Raw genomic sequence first — 13,836 nt, 5'->3', positions numbered from 1 at the left:
AAGCTGAGAGAAAGGCTCTTAGGCGATTTTGAAAATGGTTGAAAGAGGTGTTTACCCAGGCAGGTTCCAGCCGATTCACTGGGGCCATGTAAACGTCGTTAAATGGGCTCTTGAGAAGGTTGACGAGCTTATAATCGTGATTGGAACTGCCCAGGAGAGCCACACCCTATCAAACCCCTTCACAGCTGGCGAAAGGGTTGTCATGGCTAGAGAAGCTCTTAGAGAGGCTGGCGTAGACCTCTCGAGGGTGTACATAATACCTGTGCCAGACATTCTAATGAATGTTGTTTGGGTGAAGTACGTAGCTATGTATGTACCCCCATTCAGATATGGCATTGCCAGAAACCCGCTTGTTGTGAGGCTCTTCAAGGAGGCTGGCTACGAAGTTCTTGTGCCACCAGCATACAACAGAGATGTCTATAGCTCGACAAAGATAAGAACAATGATGCTTCTAGGCGATGAGAGGTGGAGAGAATTGGTGCCAAAAGCGGTGGCCAGATTCATAGATGAGATCAGGGGTGTTGAGAGGATTAGGGAGATAGCTGGGAGAGACTAGGGCTGTTAAAGCTATAAACATGTATTTGCCCAGATATTTGCAGAAGGCTTTATATCCCTCGCAACAACAGCTTTTGTTAGTGAAAAGTTTTGAGCTCTGAGGCATCTCAGAAGAGAAAGGTTCTTGTTGCAAGAGAAGACCTTGTAAACTCTCTCAGCCTCATAGCTAGGAAGAGAGGCTCGACCCTATATTCTCTAACAAACGAGATCATCGAGCAGACCGTCAGAGCAGAGTCGATGGGTGTCACACTAAGGGATGTTCTAGACGCCTACGAGATTCTAAAGGCTAATAGAAGTGCTGGGCAGACACTCATACCAATAGACGTTCTGATAGCTATGACCTCAAAGCTCAGCCCAAAGGATCTCGAAGAGATTGAGAAGCTCTGGAGAGAGTCTGGCAGATGGTATGGTGAATACATAACAATAAGATTTAGAGAAAACTTCAGAGACAGCCAATCAGCTATACAGCACCTTGAGAGGATACTAAAGGAGATTAGATGGGAGTTTGTAGACCTTGTAATACAAAACGAAGGGGATGGGATAAGAGTTAGATGCGTCTCTCCACAAATACCAGCAGAACTAATGAAACTAATATCAACATTTATAGAGGGCCTGCTAGAACCATTCGGATACAAGGTTGAGAGGAGAAGCATATTCAAAGGAATTCTAGACATATACGCCGTCAAGGCCCAGCAGAAACAGTAGAAAAAGCTGTATACAGAAACAAGACAGCTATATACAGCAATAGTAATACCACGAAAGCTCTGTAGACAAAACCCTTTTAAAACCAGTCCATCACAAATATTCTACCGAATGTGGGTGAACCTATATATGAAACCAAATCTTAGAACAATAGCCTCAACAACAATAGCAATACTATTCCTAATACCACTAATACTATCGATAGCCCCAATACAGGCACAATTTGTTGCTGCAACAATCACCAGCGTATCATCACCAGCATACCCAGGAGAGCCAGTAACAATAACAATAAACGTTGCATTAGCTACAACAGTCAATGTATACCTATGCGCCGATAGTGGTTGCTCTACGATATGGGCATCAACATGGTTTGCACCACCAACACCAGGCCAATACACAGTAAGCCTGACACTTCCGCTAAGCCTACCAAATGCTGCCTTCAATGCAACAGATGGTATGCTGAATCTATATGTTGTTGTCCAAGCTCTTGGGGTATCACAATCCAGAAGAGTTCCAATAGCGCCAAAAGTTGTTGTGTCACCAATACAAACATCTAATGTCGATGCCTTTGGAAACCCCGTTACTGCAACCGTTTCATTCTATGGCTATGCACCAGGAGACACAATAACGCAAATACAATTCAAAGGACCGATAACAGTATCCTATACAACATCTCTATCTGTTGCAAGCGATGGAACAGCATCAACAACTGTTAACCTAGTTACATTAACAGGAAAGGGCCTTCCAAGAGGAACCTACACTGTTGCTGGCATAGCCACTCAAACTAATGTGAGGCTTGCAAAGAATGGAACTTTAACAATAGTTCCACAAGTTGTTATAAAGCCAAAAGAAGGCAATGGCAGATGCGATGGTAGCGTATGCGAGTTGCAAAACATAAACATTACGGGATACGGTTTCGACCCCAATGTAAATATATTAAAGATTGACTTGTGGAACATTAACTTCACAAATGTTAGATACACATTTACAAAATCTGGAGGTCTTACAACAACAGATGGATATGGATACTTCACCTTATCCAACCTAGCACAGTATTTGAAGACCAATATGACTGCTGGTCTATACGTGCCAATAGTCTATGAGGCTCCTCTGCCACAAAAACTATCTAACACATCATCAATTGCCTTGGGTTCGAAAGGAGCTGTTGTAATAAGCCAGAGCGCTATCTACAATGCTCTTGGGACAAGAGCATCTATAACAGCAACATCCTATGTAAGTGGAACACTGGCTTATCTGAGACAGACAACGGCAATGTCGTACACAAAGAGCGATGTCCTGAGAATCAACATAACATATGCTGGAAAGAAGTATATGCTTGCAGCTAACCTCGAAACCGGTGGTGTAAGATTCTCACTATACAATACCACACCTGCCACACCAATACAGATGTTCACTGGTGTAGCAACCATAGCCTATAACAGCTACTACAATGCATATACCGCAAACGTATCATTCAACATATATCCCACAAGCTATGTCCTTGCCGCACCCACAACACCTGGCCAATACACGTATTGGGCAACATTCTACAACTACAGCAACTACATATTCCTAGAGCTAAAGCAGTGGGGTCTCAGCATATCGGCTGCCAACCTAACAATAACGTATACAAATGCTGACACAGGCACAACTATCAAGAAGTTCTATGTGTATCCAACTAACATGAGCCTTTCAGCTACAACAGTAGTCAGTATTGCAAGTTTGAGTTTTAGTGATGCTGGCATCAGCTGGACTGTGTCTTGGAGCTACAATGCAAGTGCTCAAAGAGCTTGCCTGACAGTGGTTGGTCAGCCAACAACAGGACCGTCATTTACATTTAGAAATGTCTACTATATCGTAAGGCCCTTGCTGGTGTTGTTAACACCTGGCATTATAAAGCCTGGCGACACTGTAGCAATTGCTGCTTATGGCTATGGACCTGGCTCTGCATGGGGCTACCCAGGATACAATACTTTGAATGTCTATTGGGAGAAGATAAGGTTGCTGGCAACGGTGCCCCTAGGCAAGGATGGTAATGCAACATTCAAAGTAACTATACCAAGCGATGCAACCTTTGGTGTTCACTATATATGGGGTGTTGATAAGTGGGAATACGAGTACACGCTGGCTATAGTCATAGGTGCTAAGGCTTATTGGACAATAGTCTATCCACCGCCATTTACACCACCAGCTAAACTAAGTCCAGTTGTAAGTGCAGGCTACAACAATCAAAGAATTGTAGCATGTCCATGCCCAGAGACTGTTGTTGGGCTAAGCTACTGTAACAAGTGTGTTGCATATGGAGGAAGATGTGACTACTTAGGAGACATTATAAGGATTACTCTATCTGGTTTATCGCCAGGAGAAACTGTTACAATCTACTTCGGCACCACACAAGTGAAGAGCGTTGTAGCAAACGCATCAACAGCTACAATAGACTTTGTTGTGCCAACAGTTCCACAAGGCACATACCAATTAGTTGCTGTGGGTAGTGTTAGCGGAACCATCTATGTTACAATGTTCTACAACGGAACAGCATTCCTTGGAAGCGACGCATCGCCTGTATATCCACAAGTAGTCCCGAAGCTACTACTGCTAGATCTTAACAAGAGCATTGTGCCTATTCTGGTTGGACAAGGTATTGTGAGGGTTATTGGAACAGGGTTCCCGCCAGGTGCATCTGTACTGGCAATGCTCATAAACAATACTGATGCTGGATACTCAATGAATCTACAAGTGCAGAGGTGGGGATCAAATAGCAATGGTGTCTTAATAAACACACTATCACCTCAAATAACGCCAGGAATCTACGTGCCAGTGCTAGAGCCTGGTGCATATGCATTTAGCTTGCTATATGTGTTGCCAAGCTCAACACAGCCGAGCTCTACAATGCCAGGCTATGTATATGTGGTAAACAATGTTAGCAGACTTGTTGATAAGAGCTACTTCAACAATGCTGTGAGTAGTTTGAGCAAGCAGATATCAGCTGTTAATAGCAGTATTAAGGCCCTTTCATCAGCTGTTAGCGATGTTAAGACAACATTAACTGCTGTCTCGTCGACTCTACAGCAGCTGAGCTCAGCTGTAGCATCTGGATTCGACAGTATTAGCAAGAAGATCGACTCTGCACAATCAGCTATAACAAATGTTATGGCATCTGCTACTAGCGCATTGAGTAGCAAAATAGATGCTGTTAACAGCAACGTTAATGCAGTATCATCTAAGGTCGATACACTATCCAGTAAAGTTGATAGCGTTTCAAAGGCTGTAAGCAATGTATCATCCAAGGTATCAACACTTGACTCTGCAATATCAAAACTACAAGATGCTATAAACAGTGTGAACTCAGCTGTACAGCAACTAACTGGCTTAAGCAGCAAGGTAGACTCTATAAGCTCTGCTATATCAACGCTTAACAGCAAGGTAGACTCATTGACAGGCGCTGTGAACAGCGTCTCGTCAAAGGTTGACAACGTGGCTTCCAAAGTTGATAATGCAGCAAATAGCCTGTCGAGTGCTATAAATGGTGTTAGCTCAAAGGTAGACGCTGTCTCAGGCAAGGTTGACACAGTCTCAGGCAAAGTCGATGCTGTATCAAGTAAGATTGACACTGTTTCCAGCAACCTAAGCAACCTATCTGGAAAGATAGACTCTGCAACATCAACCCTGCAGACATACATCATAATAACACTTGTGCTGGCACTGATAGCAGCTGCAACATCTATCTACGCAGCTATACAGCTTGGTAGAAAGCTAGCCGCATAAGACAAGCCAACAACAAAAACAATTTTAATACAAAATATTTTTAATCCAAATCTTTTTTCTCTAACAGCATCTCCAAATAGGTTTTCTCTTCAAGCTCTCCAAAAACTCCAATGATTGATAAAAGCTTTTTCATTTCATCGGCTAAAACAGCTAGGCTTTGAGACCCTGGATCATCTACCTCTATCTCGATGAAGCTCCCAAGCTCTTTCACAACATCTAGGAATATCCTGAAGTTCCCAAGTCTATATATTCTTCTGCTTTTAGAAACGATATATGTCTTGGCAAAGCCCAGATCCTTGAATATCTCTAGAAACTTTTCAGCGTTATCTATCTCAACAATGATCTCCTTTCTAGCCTTTGGATAGCTACCCACCCTACTACCCTTAAAAGTAAGCTCACATCTCGTAGAATTGCTTAGAAGGCTTGTTGACTGTCTGACTCTCAAAGCCATGTCCATAGACCTCAAATCTATGCATGGTCTGAGATCAATATAATAATCAATTTCATTGACTATGTCAATAAGCTTTGCCCCAAGAGCCAATAACTTCTTCTCTATCTCCTCTAGATTACTCACCCTGAGTTTTACTTCCACTTCCAGCAATTGGTGAACACCTTCGCATAGCGTGTGTGATAACAGCTTTTTTACCTTTTCGTTAAAAAGGCTTAGACGAGCGGAAGGTGCTAAACCATATGGCTATACCCAAAAACAGTTTCATTTTGGTAGACTATGTGATAAAGGCTAAGGAGACGGGCGAACTTATTGAGACAACAATTGAGGAGCTGGCTAAAAAGGAGAATAGATACGAGGCTGATAGAATCTATGAACCGTTGCTTGTTATAGTTGGTGAGAACAGGATCATCAAGGGACTTGAGGAGCACATTGAAAACTTTGGAGAGGTTGGAAAAGAGCTACAGGTTGAGGTTCCGCCTGAGAAGGCTTATGGCATTAGAGATCCCTCAAAGGTTAAGATTGTTGGTATGAGGGAGTTGATAAAGAATAATATTGTTCCAGAGGTTGGGAAAACAGTTGAGTTAAATGGGCAGATAGGGATTGTAAAGGCTGTTACAGGTGGTAGGGTACTCATAGATTTTAACCATCCGTTGGCGGGGAAAACTCTCTTATGCACATACAAGATAGTTAAGGTTGTAGAAGACGATGCTGAGAAGATAAAACATTTGCTGCATAGAAGGTATAGAAGGGTACCGCTAGAAAGATTCAATGTGTCCATAGATCAAAACAGTAACACTGTGACCATAGAGATTCCAAAGGAGATCCTACTTGATAGGGATCTACAGCTGGTTAAAGCTATTGTTGCTGAAGAGATATACAGATTCATAGGGAAATACAATACAGTTGTCTATGTAGAGAAGTTTGAGAAGTCAGCTGAAAAGTAATAGGGGGCTCTAAGTCAAAAGCTTTAATAAAGGTTTTGAACAGCATTGCTAGTCAAGCTCCAATGCATCTATTATTCTCTCGGCCGCCTCTTCGCTAAACCCTTTTTCACCTAGTATAGTATATCTCTCTGGCCTAATTGTATGGGCTATTGTAAGTGCCTTCACCATCTGCTCTCTAGAGACGTTTATCTGCGAGATTTTTGTTGGCGCTCCCATTTCGCTTAGTATCCTCCTGATCCCTCTCCAATTCTTTCCGTGGAGGTAGAGCGCTATCAAACTTCCGATGCCAACCTCCTCGCCGTGGAGAGCTGGGAAATTAGCTACAACATCTATGGCGTGGGCTATGAGGTGCTCTGACCCACTAGCAGGTCTAGTGGAGCCGGCTATAGCCATTGCAATACCACTACTTATGAGAGCCTCTACAAGAACTCTTACAGCCTCTAATGGTATCTGCTTAGCGCTGAACATCTTACTGTACTTCACTATATGTTTTGCTGATAGAAGGGATAGAGATGCTGCATAATCGCCGTAGTACTCTCCCTTCAGCCTGTGGGCGAGCCTCCAATCCAAAACCGCTGAGAACTTCCCAATCAGGTCCCCACAACCAGCAATAATGTTTCTTCTAGGGGCCTTCGCCATTACAGAGACATCAGCTATTACAAGAACTGGTGTAGACGCCTTCACAGATGTGACTCTACCGGAGTTTTTTATAGATGCGAAGGGAGATGTTATTCCATCGTGTGAGGGGGCTGTCGGAATGCTGACAAAAGGCTTTCCAACTATATGCGAAGAGTATTTAGCTACATCAATAGCTTTCCCACCGCCAACACCAATGAAAGCCTCTGCCCCAATCTCTTGAGCCATCTTAGCTACTTTATCAACCTCCTCCATAGTAGATGATCTTACAGGGATTGTCCACGTCTCTACACCAGCCTCTCTAAGGCCATCAGAAACAATACGAGCGTATCTGAGTGTGTCTCCAGAGCCTGTCACAATCAAAGCCTTTGAACAGGAGATGATAGTTAGAATATACTCAGAGGCTTTCTCAATAACATCAACACCGATGACAAACCTCTTAGGCAGTGCTATCTCATGTAGATTCGACAGAGGAAACACCAAGATATTTTGAGCGCATAGAAACTTATTAAGCTTTTCAATAAGAAAAATGCTGTGCAGCTACTTGCTAAAAACCTTTCTAAGTGGAAAGGGTTTTGAAAATGTATTATCATGGTCTGAGAAGCCAACATCAAGACAATAAAATGCTGGAGGAGATTATAGAGAAGGTATACAAGGGTACAACAACTGTTGGCATAGCATTCAAAGACTGTGTCGTGCTTGCATCTGATAAAAAGGCTACCGCAGGGATATATGTTGCGCATAAGAATGTTAGGAAGATTGTTAGGATAAATGATAGGGTTGCCATGACTGTTGCAGGACTTGTTGCAGATGCCCAAGCATTGGCGGATTATATAAGGGCTGAGGCGACATACTACCAAATACTTAATAATAGGCCTATGCCCCTCAAGAGCATGGCATCTCTACTGGGCTTAATACTAAATGAGTACAAGTACTTCCCATTTATTGTGCAGCTCATTCTAGGGGGATACGACTACTACGAAGGGCCTAAAATATTTGGTATAGAGCCCTATGGCGATGTCACAGAAGAGAGATTCACAGCCACGGGATCTGGATCCCCAACGGCTATTGGGATTATAGAGGCTGAGTACAATCCTGATATGAATTTAGAAGACTCAATAAAGTTGGCTGTCAAGGCTGTTGCAACAGCTATTGCAAGAGATGTTTTTACAGGTGGTATCGGCATTGATGTTGTTGTCATAGGCAGGGACTTCTACAAGGAGAACACATACACTGTAGACGATATTAGAAAGTTGCTCGGTAGATCAATGTCATGAGCTTTAACATAGACCTTTCCTACATAAGATCAGTAATATTTAAGATGATGCCGCCAACAGCACAGCTAACAAGGTTAGAGTTTGAAGGGCCTGAAATAGCTGTTTACGTCAAGAACCCTCAGTTTCTGTTGGAGCAAGGAGAAATTGTTTCGCAGATAGCTAAGCTAATAAAGAAGAGAATTGTTATTAGAACTGATCCATCTATTAGAAAGCCTCAGAAAGATGTTATAGAATACATAAAGAGTATTGTCCCAGCAGAAGCTGGAATAGAGAGTATCGAGCTTGACGATGTTCTTGGAGAGGTTGTTATAAAGGCTAGAAACCCGCAGATTGTTGAGGATAAAGCAAATCAAATCCTTGTCTACACAGGCTGGAGACCAAAGATAATCAGATCCCCTCCCATGAGGTCTAGAATCTATGAAGAGATTATGAGGGGATATCTAGCCGAGAGTGGCTATAGACTAAAGTTTTTAAGAGAATTGGGAGAGGCTATACACAGAGATGTTCTGCTAGCAAAGAATGGGAGTAACTATGTGAGGCTAACATTTCTTGGAGCAGCGCAAGAGGTTGGAAGATCCGCCATACTTGTGGAGACTGCTGAAAGCAAGATTCTGCTAGATTTTGGGCTAAACCCTGGGAGAGGGCTCTCACCAAATGCATTCCCAAGAATAGATCTCATAGGAATTGACCCAAGCGATATAGACGCTGTTATAGTGACCCACGCACACCTGGATCACGCAGGTCTTGTACCATATCTATTCAAGTATGGATTCAAAGGAGCTGTATATATGACAGAGGCGACAAGGGATCTGACAACACTTCTACTCAAAGACTTTCTAGAGGTTACCGAAAGAGAGGGTGTGGAGCCTCCATTCAGCCTAAGAGACGTAGAGAAAATGCTTTTACACACAGTGACACTTAAATACAATGTCGTAACAGATATAGCTCCAGACATAAGACTCACACTCTATAACGCAGGACACATACTAGGCTCGGCAATAGCGCATCTACACATAGGCAACGGATTCCACAACATTGTCTACACAGGAGACCTGAAATTTGGCAGGACAAGACTCCTAGACAGAGCAGACTATGAATTTCCACGTGTCGACACAATAATAATGGAGAGCACCTACGGAGCAACCGACCAGCCAAAGAGAGAAGAGGCTGAAAACGAGCTACTGAAAATAGTTCTTGAAACCTATAACAAGGGTGGCAAAGTCCTAATACCAACACTAAGCGTTGGCAGAGCCCAAGAGATAATGGTTATTCTAGCAGACGCCATGAAACAGGGGAAAATACCGAAGATACCTGTGTACATAGAGGGCATGATACACGAGGTCACAGCTATACACACCGCCTATCCAGACCTCTTATCAAAGGATCTTGGAAGAAGGCTTAGAAATGGTGAAAACCCATTTGACTTTGAAACATTTGTTAGACTAGAGGGTAGGGAGCCCAGAACAGAGATTGTAGAATCACCACAACCAGCAATAATAATAGCATCTTCTGGAATGCTCACAGGCGGGCCTGCCGTAGAGTACTTTAAACTCATGGCTCCAAATCCAAACAACAGCATGATCTTTGTTAACTACCAGGTTGAGGGAACTCTTGGCAGAAGAATAAGAGATGGTGCTAGGGAAATAGCATTTGTGAATGAGAAGGGGAAGGTAGAGATACTAAGGGTGAAGATGCAGATATACTCTATAGAGGGGTTCTCAGGTCATTCAGATAAGCATCAGCTCCTCGATTATATCCGACATGTACAGCCAAAGCCAACAAAAATTGTTTTAGTGCATGGTGAGAAAAACGCCATAGCAAACCTATCTAACGAGATCGAAAAGAGAAGAAAGTTCCTTGGACTAGGCGATGTAACAGTAATCACACCAAACATTCTAGATTCGTATACACTTGCTTATAGCATGTAGAGAACTAAGCACTATTTTTAGACATCTCCCTGCACCATATTCTACATACCTTATCTTTTACACTAGATGAGGAAAAGCCCCCCACTCTGCTATCAAGTTTAACGATTTTGGGGCTCAACCCCCTCTCTCTCAATAACCTCTCCAGGTAACGAGCATCGATTTGATCAGGCCCTAAAGCGATTAAATCTGGCTTGATGTCCTCAACAGGCTTTAAGAAATCGTCTTCAGAACCAACAAAAGCCTTGTAAACAAAACGAATAGAATTGACAATGAAGACCCTATCAACATCACTAAATATCGGATCAAACCCCTTAATCCTTTTATAGTTAGAATCTCTTGAAACAACGACATAGAGTTTATCGCCTAGCGTAGAAGCCCACTTGAGAAACTCTATATGCCCAGGATGAATAATATCAAAAGAACCTGCAACCAGAACCCTTATCTCCTTCGGCTTCATCCACAACCATTCAATAAATCCAAGCTCTCTCAAAGCATCTAGAATACCCTCAGCATAAGATATTGCCACAAGACCGGTTACACAATCACCCTTCTCAAAGTAATATTTAGAATCATTGTAATACCTCATTGCATTATCTAATAACCTCTCAGCACCAGAACCAATTACTCTAAGAGTCTTCAAACTCTCTTTAAAGTTTACAATATATCTATGTAACCTATCACATATATCCATAGCAAACACCATTAATAATATTATCTGGCATTACAAAAATATAAGAACAAGCCATAATAACATTAAATTTTTGCTTTAACTACTCAACACCACCTTTAGTGGGCCCGCGGGGATTTGAACCCCGGACCTCCGCCTTGTGAGGGCGGCGTCCTACCAGACTAGACGACGGGCCCTTTACACTTTCTTTATAGAGTGCGGTATTAAGCGTTTTTCCTAGTCTACAGCTATATAGAGAAATATTGTTTGCGCATAGCATGTTTATAACTATTAACCTTGTGTATGCCCCATTTGGCGATTTTATGAATGATGTTCAAAAATTTGTCAATTATATTATTTTATGGCTCCTCCAATAAATATTTATGCAACAGGTCTAGAATTCTAGTGTTTGAGGATGTGTTTATGTTGAATATTGTGCGTTGTATCTGTTCTAGTTCTTCATCTGACTGGGCTTGTAGGTATTTCTCTATTCGCTCTCTATTTAGCAATATGAAGTGTTGACCCCATTTGAAGAGTGAAGCTATTTCCAAAGCCTCTTCGTGGAATCCTGTTATGATTAGAGCTGCTACTAGAGCCTCTGCTGTACTTAGTTTGAAAGGCTTTCCATAGTTGATACTGTTTGCGGCTATTAGGATTGGTAGAGCCCTCTGATTCCCCCTTCTAATCTTTTTCAGTGTGTCTATACCCCTTTTCCAAGACACATCTATTGCAACAATACCACATGTTTGCACATATACCCTATCCGATGACTTGATGTATGTGTTTGCAAAGGGATTTAACACAACAGAGCATTCTGGTATTTCAATATATCTTCTAATCCTTTCGGCTAATCCATGCCTCACAAGCCTCTCAGCTGTACATAGATTTGGATCGTCTTCATGCTTTGAATATATAAGTATTTTTATCGTTTGCCCCACCTGCATAATCGATTATTACCTACAATATATGGCCCTACTCACAGCAATCTCTAAGCTACAGTAATACATAATACTCATAAAATTTATATACCTAACACATGAAACCTTTATACTACTGTGATGTGCACTATGCCAGAAGCATTAGTGCTGATCAATACTGATGTTGGTGCAGAAGACGAGGTTTTGGCACAGGTAAAGACCATAGATGGTGTAAAAGAGGCTTACATAGTCTATGGAATATATGATCTCTATGCAAAGATTGAGGCAGAAAGTATTGAGAAGCTGAAGGATATAGTCTCATCAAAAATTAGGAAGCTTCCAAAGGTTAGATCAACTATAACAATGATTATAGTGTCTACGAAAACCAATTCGAGTAATGCAAAACAATGATGCATCGATGATTAAATGAGCTATAAAGATTTTTGTTGTTGGCATCTAGGGCTAGACGACTTTGATTTGCTTAAATATGGCTGTACAACCCATCTAGCGACATACATTCTAAATGAGTTACAAGAAAAATTAAGTGATGTAACTCTACTCGACTATCCTAATCTAGTTAGATTGAATCCTTCAATACCATGGAAAACGAGGGGCAATGGAGCAGTAGCAATAAGGTTTTGCATTCATTGTGATGAACGAAAAATGCTAGAGAATGGCTATGTAGTTCTAGGCATCATAGAGAACATAGTTGATAAATATGTTGATGTGATGGCTAAAGAATTTGATTCTATTACACCAGATTTTGAACCTGGGCTTGCAATAATTCCGCAGAACAACTTGATACACGATTTGAAATGGTTCTATGAAAAAGCACTCACGGATATTGTTATATTTGACGAGGATTTGAAGAAGAGGTTTGAGAAGCTGGGTGCAATATTTTCTCAGAGGTATAGTGGACGGGGTGTTGTGGGCGCTTTAGCTGCTGTAGCATGGATTGTTAATGAAAGTGATTATACATACGAGCTTTTGACATACAGGTCGAAGAAATTCTATGAAGCTCCAAGATGTGTTGATGAAGAGAGCATAAAGCTTTTTGATTCCATTGCCAAGGGAATGACATTTAATAACTATGACTATGAAGAGAAAAGAGCCTTGATAATACCAAGAGGATTTGACCCAATACTCTATGGGGTTAGGGGAGAGAATCCAAATATTCTGAAGGAGGCATTGAATATTATAAAAACATGTGAGCCCATGGTAGCCTGGACAATATTTAGAAGTAATCAGGCAACCGATGCACATGCAATTTATAGAAACGTTTCTGACTTTAAGCCGTTTAGAACAGGCAAAGCAAGAGTTGTTATAGCTTCTGAACCATATCCAATGAAAGGCGGCGTTATAGTCTTGAAGGCATTTGATGCTACAGGTGAAATTTTATTGGCGTTTTTCAGACCTTCGCATTTGAATAGGGTTGCTAAGCATCTAAAAGTTGGAGACTATGTAGAGATTCAAGGACATGCGAAAAAATGGGGGGATATAACAGTTCTACATATAGAAAAAATCTCTATACTAAGACAGACAAAAACTTATTTATGTAAAGCCCCTAAATGCCTTATATGCGGCTCTAAAATGTCAAAGAAAGGATTTGGAAAAGGATACAAATGTGAGAAATGTGGTTTTGTACAGCTTAACCCAAAGCTTTCTTGTACAGAGGCTCCAAGACAAACAGAGGAGAGAATTTATTTACCACCACCACACTCTCAAAAACACTTAATTAAACCAATTGAAAGATATGGCAAGGAGCACAAGTTCTATTTTGAACAAGCTTCACTAATACAGATTAAGGATGTCACGAAAATTATTGAACCCCTGCAGTTCCTGTAGAGAACACTATTTTCCCACTTGCCAGAGACCCCTGCACTTCTTTTGTAACAACTAAAAATACAGCAGGTTATGATGAATTTGTTACTAGAAAAACTCAAAAACTGAATATTTATACAAAAACATATATGTATAGAATATTCATTATACAA

The 13,836-nt window shown here is 41.4% G+C and carries 12 protein-coding genes and 1 tRNA gene; 8 read left to right on the top strand and 5 right to left on the bottom strand.

Features of this window, described 5'->3' with window-relative positions; all coding sequences use genetic code 11:
- The first annotated feature begins 34 nt into the window (after positions 1 to 34).
- From QW284_02180 to QW284_02170, 3 genes are all read left to right on the top strand, one after another.
- Positions 35 to 556 (top strand): nicotinamide-nucleotide adenylyltransferase, encoded by a 522-nt coding sequence (locus tag QW284_02180; protein ID MEM0338477.1) that lies wholly within the window; start codon positions 35 to 37, stop codon positions 554 to 556.
- An 89-nt stretch (positions 557 to 645) separates the two neighbouring features.
- On the top strand, positions 646 to 1,260 hold the full coding sequence (locus tag QW284_02175; GenBank protein ID MEM0338476.1) for a hypothetical protein: 615 nt from the start codon (positions 646 to 648) through the stop codon (positions 1,258 to 1,260).
- Between the two features lie 126 nt (positions 1,261 to 1,386).
- A complete protein-coding gene (locus tag QW284_02170) occupies positions 1,387 to 5,022 on the top strand; it encodes a methyl-accepting chemotaxis protein (GenBank protein MEM0338475.1) in 3,636 nt (1,211 codons plus the stop codon).
- A gap of 40 nt (positions 5,023 to 5,062) precedes the next feature.
- Here the strand turns inward: QW284_02170 and cyaB are convergent, their stop codons facing one another.
- Entirely contained in the window at positions 5,063 to 5,614 is a 552-nt protein-coding gene (gene cyaB, locus QW284_02165) for a class IV adenylate cyclase (GenBank protein ID MEM0338474.1), read from the bottom strand.
- A gap of 98 nt (positions 5,615 to 5,712) precedes the next feature.
- On the opposite strand from cyaB, the gene QW284_02160 reads away from it, so the two are divergent.
- On the top strand, positions 5,713 to 6,417 hold the full coding sequence (locus QW284_02160; GenBank protein MEM0338473.1) for an FKBP-type peptidyl-prolyl cis-trans isomerase: 705 nt from the start codon (positions 5,713 to 5,715) through the stop codon (positions 6,415 to 6,417).
- Between the two features lie 48 nt (positions 6,418 to 6,465).
- On the opposite strand, the gene QW284_02155 is transcribed toward QW284_02160, so the two are convergent.
- A complete protein-coding gene (locus tag QW284_02155; protein ID MEM0338472.1) occupies positions 6,466 to 7,533 on the bottom strand; it encodes an NAD(P)-dependent glycerol-1-phosphate dehydrogenase in 1,068 nt (355 codons plus the stop codon).
- A gap of 101 nt (positions 7,534 to 7,634) precedes the next feature.
- Between QW284_02155 and psmB the strand changes: the two genes are divergently transcribed.
- Both psmB and QW284_02145 read left to right on the top strand, forming a co-directional pair.
- Positions 7,635 to 8,330 (top strand): archaeal proteasome endopeptidase complex subunit beta, encoded by a 696-nt coding sequence (psmB, locus tag QW284_02150; protein MEM0338471.1) that lies wholly within the window; start codon positions 7,635 to 7,637, stop codon positions 8,328 to 8,330.
- Positions 8,327 to 10,258 carry a beta-CASP ribonuclease aCPSF1 gene (locus tag QW284_02145; protein ID MEM0338470.1) on the top strand — a complete coding sequence of 644 codons (1,932 nt, stop codon included), beginning with the start codon at positions 8,327 to 8,329 and terminating at the stop codon, positions 10,256 to 10,258. The genes psmB and QW284_02145 overlap by 4 nt, the downstream gene beginning before the upstream one ends.
- A 4-nt stretch (positions 10,259 to 10,262) precedes the next feature.
- On the opposite strand, the gene QW284_02140 is transcribed toward QW284_02145, so the two are convergent.
- From QW284_02140 to QW284_02130, 3 genes are all read right to left on the bottom strand, one after another.
- Complete coding sequence (locus QW284_02140; GenBank protein MEM0338469.1) at positions 10,263 to 10,949, bottom strand: DUF357 domain-containing protein; 687 nt, start codon at positions 10,947 to 10,949, stop codon at positions 10,263 to 10,265.
- A 99-nt stretch (positions 10,950 to 11,048) separates the two neighbouring features.
- Positions 11,049 to 11,122: transfer RNA gene (locus QW284_02135), tRNA-Val, on the bottom strand.
- A 162-nt stretch (positions 11,123 to 11,284) separates the two neighbouring features.
- Complete coding sequence (locus QW284_02130) at positions 11,285 to 11,869, bottom strand: DUF367 family protein (GenBank protein ID MEM0338468.1); 585 nt, start codon at positions 11,867 to 11,869, stop codon at positions 11,285 to 11,287.
- A 123-nt stretch (positions 11,870 to 11,992) separates the two neighbouring features.
- Here QW284_02130 and QW284_02125 point away from each other — a divergent pair, with 123 nt between their 5' ends.
- Entirely contained in the window at positions 11,993 to 12,253 is a 261-nt protein-coding gene (locus QW284_02125) for an Lrp/AsnC ligand binding domain-containing protein (GenBank protein ID MEM0338467.1), read from the top strand.
- 15 nt (positions 12,254 to 12,268) lie between these two features.
- Positions 12,269 to 13,687, top strand: a complete 1,419-nt coding sequence (locus QW284_02120; GenBank protein MEM0338466.1) for a tRNA(Ile)(2)-agmatinylcytidine synthase — start codon at positions 12,269 to 12,271, stop codon at positions 13,685 to 13,687.
- Positions 13,688 to 13,836: the final 149 nt, after the last annotated feature.

Source organism: Ignisphaera sp., from assembly GCA_038735125.1.
GTDB lineage: Archaea > Thermoproteota > Thermoprotei_A > Sulfolobales > Ignisphaeraceae > Ignisphaera.
This window is presented reverse-complemented; position numbering and strand designations above follow the sequence as displayed.

Excerpts from the sequence above, each read along its gene's own strand:
- QW284_02130 (MEM0338468.1), bottom strand. The coding sequence starts at position 11,869 with ATGCAGGTGGGGCAAACGATAAAAATACTTATATATTCAAAGCATGAA.
- QW284_02120 (MEM0338466.1), top strand. The coding sequence starts at position 12,269 with ATGAGCTATAAAGATTTTTGTTGTTGGCATCTAGGGCTAGACGACTTT.
- QW284_02125 (MEM0338467.1), top strand. The coding sequence starts at position 11,993 with ATGCCAGAAGCATTAGTGCTGATCAATACTGATGTTGGTGCAGAAGAC.
- QW284_02160 (MEM0338473.1), top strand. The coding sequence starts at position 5,713 with ATGGCTATACCCAAAAACAGTTTCATTTTGGTAGACTATGTGATAAAG.
- psmB (MEM0338471.1), top strand. The coding sequence starts at position 7,635 with ATGTATTATCATGGTCTGAGAAGCCAACATCAAGACAATAAAATGCTG.
- QW284_02180 (MEM0338477.1), top strand. The coding sequence starts at position 35 with ATGGTTGAAAGAGGTGTTTACCCAGGCAGGTTCCAGCCGATTCACTGG.
- QW284_02145 (MEM0338470.1), top strand. The coding sequence starts at position 8,327 with ATGAGCTTTAACATAGACCTTTCCTACATAAGATCAGTAATATTTAAG.
- QW284_02170 (MEM0338475.1), top strand. The coding sequence starts at position 1,387 with ATGAAACCAAATCTTAGAACAATAGCCTCAACAACAATAGCAATACTA.
- QW284_02140 (MEM0338469.1), bottom strand. The coding sequence starts at position 10,949 with ATGGATATATGTGATAGGTTACATAGATATATTGTAAACTTTAAAGAG.